Source organism: Bartonella sp. LB28NMGDW (genome assembly GCF_042194435.1).
Lineage (GTDB): Bacteria > Pseudomonadota > Alphaproteobacteria > Rhizobiales > Rhizobiaceae > Bartonella > Bartonella grahamii.
Genome location: NZ_JBHIMX010000040.1, coordinates 1 through 4,518, shown reverse-complemented (window position 1 = coordinate 4,518; position 4,518 = coordinate 1). Strand labels below are relative to the sequence as shown.

The 4,518-nt window shown below is 40.9% G+C and carries 9 protein-coding genes and 1 pseudogene; 4 read left to right on the top strand and 6 right to left on the bottom strand.

What is annotated here, in order from left to right:
• The 5 genes from ACFIKG_RS08655 to ACFIKG_RS08635 form a co-directional block, all read right to left on the bottom strand.
• The coding region (locus ACFIKG_RS08655) for a phage tail protein (protein ID WP_375652129.1) at positions 1 to 457 on the bottom strand (457 nt) is incomplete at its 3' end.
• A complete protein-coding gene (locus ACFIKG_RS08650; RefSeq protein ID WP_375652128.1) occupies positions 457 to 1,284 on the bottom strand; it encodes a baseplate J/gp47 family protein in 828 nt (275 codons plus the stop codon). The genes ACFIKG_RS08655 and ACFIKG_RS08650, both read right to left, overlap by 1 nt.
• On the bottom strand, positions 1,281 to 1,622 hold the full coding sequence (locus ACFIKG_RS08645) for a GPW/gp25 family protein (RefSeq protein ID WP_041581347.1): 342 nt from the start codon (positions 1,620 to 1,622) through the stop codon (positions 1,281 to 1,283). The genes ACFIKG_RS08650 and ACFIKG_RS08645 overlap by 4 nt, the downstream gene beginning before the upstream one ends.
• Positions 1,619 to 2,308 (bottom strand): phage baseplate assembly protein V, encoded by a 690-nt coding sequence (locus ACFIKG_RS08640; protein ID WP_375652127.1) that lies wholly within the window; start codon positions 2,306 to 2,308, stop codon positions 1,619 to 1,621. The genes ACFIKG_RS08645 and ACFIKG_RS08640 overlap by 4 nt, the downstream gene beginning before the upstream one ends.
• Positions 2,289 to 2,837 carry a hypothetical protein gene (locus tag ACFIKG_RS08635; protein WP_375652126.1) on the bottom strand — a complete coding sequence of 183 codons (549 nt, stop codon included), beginning with the start codon at positions 2,835 to 2,837 and terminating at the stop codon, positions 2,289 to 2,291. The genes ACFIKG_RS08640 and ACFIKG_RS08635 overlap by 20 nt, the downstream gene beginning before the upstream one ends.
• 76 nt (positions 2,838 to 2,913) lie before the next feature.
• On the opposite strand from ACFIKG_RS08635, the gene ACFIKG_RS08630 reads away from it, so the two are divergent.
• From ACFIKG_RS08630 to ACFIKG_RS08615, 4 genes and pseudogenes are all read left to right on the top strand, one after another.
• Positions 2,914 to 3,213 (top strand): BrnT family toxin, encoded by a 300-nt coding sequence (locus tag ACFIKG_RS08630; RefSeq protein ID WP_375627496.1) that lies wholly within the window; start codon positions 2,914 to 2,916, stop codon positions 3,211 to 3,213.
• Entirely contained in the window at positions 3,200 to 3,472 is a 273-nt protein-coding gene (locus ACFIKG_RS08625; protein WP_012754724.1) for a CopG family antitoxin, read from the top strand. The genes ACFIKG_RS08630 and ACFIKG_RS08625 overlap by 14 nt, the downstream gene beginning before the upstream one ends.
• A gap of 38 nt (positions 3,473 to 3,510) precedes the next feature.
• Positions 3,511 to 3,717, top strand: a pseudogene (locus ACFIKG_RS08620) (toxin-antitoxin system HicB family antitoxin); the annotation flags it as partial.
• A 44-nt stretch (positions 3,718 to 3,761) separates the two neighbouring features.
• A complete protein-coding gene (locus tag ACFIKG_RS08615; RefSeq protein WP_375652125.1) occupies positions 3,762 to 4,058 on the top strand; it encodes a HigA family addiction module antitoxin in 297 nt (98 codons plus the stop codon).
• A gap of 47 nt (positions 4,059 to 4,105) precedes the next feature.
• Here ACFIKG_RS08615 and ACFIKG_RS08610 read toward each other — a convergent pair whose 3' ends face one another.
• On the bottom strand, positions 4,106 to 4,384 hold the full coding sequence (locus ACFIKG_RS08610; protein ID WP_375652124.1) for a hypothetical protein: 279 nt from the start codon (positions 4,382 to 4,384) through the stop codon (positions 4,106 to 4,108).
• Positions 4,385 to 4,518: the final 134 nt, after the last annotated feature.

Genomic DNA, 4,518 nt, shown 5'->3' with positions numbered 1-4,518 from the left:
CTTGCACATCATAACCATAGGTCCCACGGCGAAAATCAGAGCGCAAACTTTTGGAAAGGTCGGTAATCGCTTCAATGGCTTCAAGGCTTTTGCGTTCAGGCAACTGATCAAAATCAAGTTGAAAGGAATTCCACCATACCCGCCCCGTCCAAGCGGGTTGAAAGCGTGCAGAAATCCCTAGCCATTCAAGCCCCATCTCTATTGCCGCAAGGGAGCCGCGCAAGCGCTGCCATTGAAGCCCTTGATCAATCAGATCATAGAGGTTTGGAACATAAGGCGTAAGCTCTCCAAGCCCGTATTCTTCAATGAGCCACGGCAAGAAACGGGGAGGGCGTGTGATCAGTTTTGCGCGTGAAATCCCCAAAACAGAACCATCAATATCTTGATGAAAATCGCAAGCATCGGCAAGGCGCTTTTCAAATTCTGTTGCGTTTGTGGGAAGGAGGGAACCAACCATTAGCGCGCACGCCCTTTGAAGTTTAAGGTGATTTTTCCAATCGATAAAACTTCTTCATCACAAACCATACTGTCTTGTGTTGGTGTAATGGCAATGACTTTTTGGACACCAGAAATCATTAGTTTTGAAATCCACCACGACAAACTTAATTCACGACCAATGGCTTGTTCTTGTCTCCACGCTGCTCTTAAATTTGTTTCCATTGTTGTGAGAATTTTCAAAGATGTTTCTGGTAACAGCCAAACATCTGCCTCTAAATCCAGCACTTTTTTGACAGCAGCGTGAACAATGATTGTATCATTGGTCATGATGATATTTTTTCTGTGAAGAGCTTCTGAGACTGTTTGTATGAGATCTTCAGAGGCCGTTCCTTCTTCATTGTTGCCAAAAAGAGCAACATAGATGGTTGGGTCTTTGCCTTTACGGTAAACAATCGCATCCTTAACACGACTATCTGCTGTTAAGGCTATAAGCTTGTAATAGGGCTCTGTCCCGCTACCATTGCCACCACGGGCATGAAGCTCTATGCGTTCACGATATCTCTCGTCACTTTCACCCTCCATGCGGGCAAGACCATGCCAGTTTCCCAAAGCATCAAGAGATTCACCGGTTGCAAAATCAAGAATGTTGTTGCGTGCCGCTTCGTTAATACGCTGTCTTAAAAGCAACTCTCGATAGCTAAAAGCCTCAATGACTTTTACAGCCGGATCACTTTCAAGAATGGTATATTCCGGCAAAAGCTCTTTTAAATGGGCAAGAGCAGCAGCGCGTATTTCCTCAAAAGAAAGTTCTGTGATGATTTCCGGTTTTGCAAGTACTCCATTCATTTTATCAGTAATCCTTCCATGGTAATGGGCTTGCCGGATGGCAAATAAATGCCTTCAAAGGACAAAGAAACTTGTCCAGCCTCACTCCATTTAAAATCAATTTTTTTCAATTTAAAACGCGGTTCCCATTTGTCTAAAGCCTCAGCAACAGCAGCATAAAGGGCAACAGCAAAAGCATTATTAACCGGTGCATCAATGAGTTCTGCAACACGTGAACCATAATCACGCCGCATTACACGCGAACCAATCCGCGTTGACAAAATATCAAGGATTGATTGGCGTAAATGATCAATTCCGGTTAATGGCTTTCCTGTTGTACGGTCCATTCCACTGTTCAATTGGGACCTCCTGTCATCGAGCCACCAGGGGAAACACCACCATGAACATGTGTTGCTCCTACATTGGTACCGTTATGTCTTAATCCACTTGAGTGAATGGAAACATTATTCCCAGAATGAAGAGAGAGACTATCATTCGAATTCAGTGAAATGCCATCACCAGCCTTCAAAGAGATGCCGCCTTTTGCGTTTAAATTTATATCGCTTTTTGAAACAATCTTTATGCCTTCCGGTGCGGTAAGCTCTAGCTTGCCACCATCACCTTTTAGTGACACACCATCAGCGATTGTCAGGATAAATTTTCCGCCGGATTTGATGTGAATTCCATAAGTGTTTTGTTCATCATCATATTCAAGGCTGGTTCCATCAGGATATATAGTTCGGTGAATGCTGCCTTTATCGGCTGCTTGATTAGCATCTGTATGAAGTGAACCAACAATCACCCCTTGTGATAAATCCCCTGATGACGAGACAACAATCACTTGCTCTCCGATATCACGCCCTTCATAAGAGCGTGTTTTACCGGCGCGGGCTTGTGTATCTGGAATCCAGTCACTGACAAGATTGCCACTTTTTATCCGATAGCGTGCGTTTTTATGGTCGACATGGCTAATCTTTCCCACCACAACCATATTGGCCACACGTCTCTTTAGATCTGTGATTTCTTTATCGCGCCGCTCTAACATGTCCACCTTCAATTTTATGGTATTTATCTTTATTTCTCACGCCTGTTTCTGGTTCAAAGCTTAAGAAAGGTTCAACGAGTTTTGCTGTTACACTGCCTTCTTCTTCATCCATGTTGGGGATATTTGTCACATAAATGACTTCAAAGGTTAAAATCGCACCATGGAGCGCTAGGGCGCCATTATCACCAAAGGCAAAAGCAATATTTTGCAGGCGGCATGTCTCAACTGTGTTATTGAGATTGGGATTAGCATAGAAAATCTCTTCAATTTCCCATGCCAATTGGTCAACAAAACGTGCACCATCTTCACATGTTGCATAGCATTCAACATCTAGCGTTAAAACACGCCGCCTTATTCCATAATCATAGCCATCTTCAATCGTTTCACTTTGTGTTGAGATATTAATTGCAGGCGTGTTCTCAGGGGAGAAGTTGAAATCACGCATATTGAAAATATTGTCACCAGCTGCCGTCTTTGCTGCTTTGATCAACGCAACAAAGCTTTCCCTTATCGTCTCTCTCGGATGCATGGGAGCTCCTGTTTAAACAGATTGATTTTTAATCATTTTTATTGTATTTGTGGATACATTTTGATATACATACGTTATGGTAGCAAACATCAAAGTTCATGGCATAAATTGGGATGATGGTAACTGGCCAAAATGTGCCAAACATGGAGTTTCTAAAAAAGAAATTGAGTATTTATTCACTAAACCTGGAAATCTCGTCATAAAGCATGACCCCAATATTAAAGAAGAGCGTTTCAGAGCCATTGGACGAAGCTATAATGAACGATATATTTTTTTAGTTTTTACCTTAAGAACAATAAAGAACGAATTGTTTGTACGTCCTATTAGCGCTCGTTATATGCACCAAAAGGAGATTGATTTTTATGAAAACCTCTAAATTAAAACAAATGCCCGTTTTTAAGACGGATGAAGAAGCAGAAAACTTTGTTGATACTGCAGATCTTACTGATTATGACTTAACTGGTTTTAAGCCTGTTCATTTTGAATTCTTACCTAAAGAAGCCTCTATGAATATTCGCTTACCTCAAGCACTTATGAAGGCTTTAAAGGAAAAAGCTAAAAATCAAGCTATCCCTTACACACGCTATGTTCGACATCTCATCGAACGAGATTTACGAAAAAGCCATCGTAATTGACCAATATCCTCTGTAGAGGATATAAGAAAGGATGAAACATGAACAATAATCATTATACATATCGTGTTTTGTGGTCGCAAGAAGATGAGGAATATGTCGGATTGTGTGCAGAATTCCCATCCCTTTCATGGTTAGATGCTCAAGCAGAGAAAGCTTTAAAAGGCATTATGGACCTTGTTTCAGAAGTTGTTGAGGACATGCAACATAATGGAGAAGAAGTTCCTGTGCCTTTGTCACATGGCAAGTGAAGTTGAAATCGTAGATTATCATTGATCTGTAGGAGGTCGAGATGAAAAATTATATTGCTATTCATCCCGGAGAAATTTTACGAGAGGAATATTTAAAAGAATATGCCCTCTCTGCTTATGCTCTTGCAAAAGCATTAAATGTTCCACGCACGAGAATAGAACGTATTGTTGCTGAAAATAGTCCAGTGACTCCCGATACTGCTCTCAGATTAGCCTATTTTTTTGATACTACTGCTGAATTTTGGCTTAACATGCAAGCTGCTTATGACGTTAGTATATTACAAACTAAAAAAGCAGACGAATTTGCCAAAATCAATAAATTTGAATGTAGGGTTTAACCACCTCCTCGTCTTCAAAGGCGAGGAGATAAAATTATGTTGTAGGTCTAAGCGACTTTTGCAATCGGGTTTTCCAAAGTAGGAGCATAAGCTTGCAATAACGGATTCATGCTATGCGGTAATTCTGAATCGCCAAAATCTGTAAGAACTGCCAATATTTTTGTACAATTGGGCAATTCATTTTGAAGCTTTAAAACTAAAGCTTTTTCCACCATGCCCATAATCTCAATTATGGCAGTGCAATCCTCATCTCCAATGCTGTGATGATTGGAAAACTGAAACAATGCTATCCACAAATCACATAAGAAGTTGGTATCTACCTTCATTGTACACCTCCATGGATTTGTTCTCTCAAACAAGCTAATCCTCTGGAGGTGATTTTTGTTGAAGGCAGGACCTTTTCTGTACCATCCGGTCTTTGAATGGTAATAGCGGGACAATCCATAAAGCCTTTCTTGAT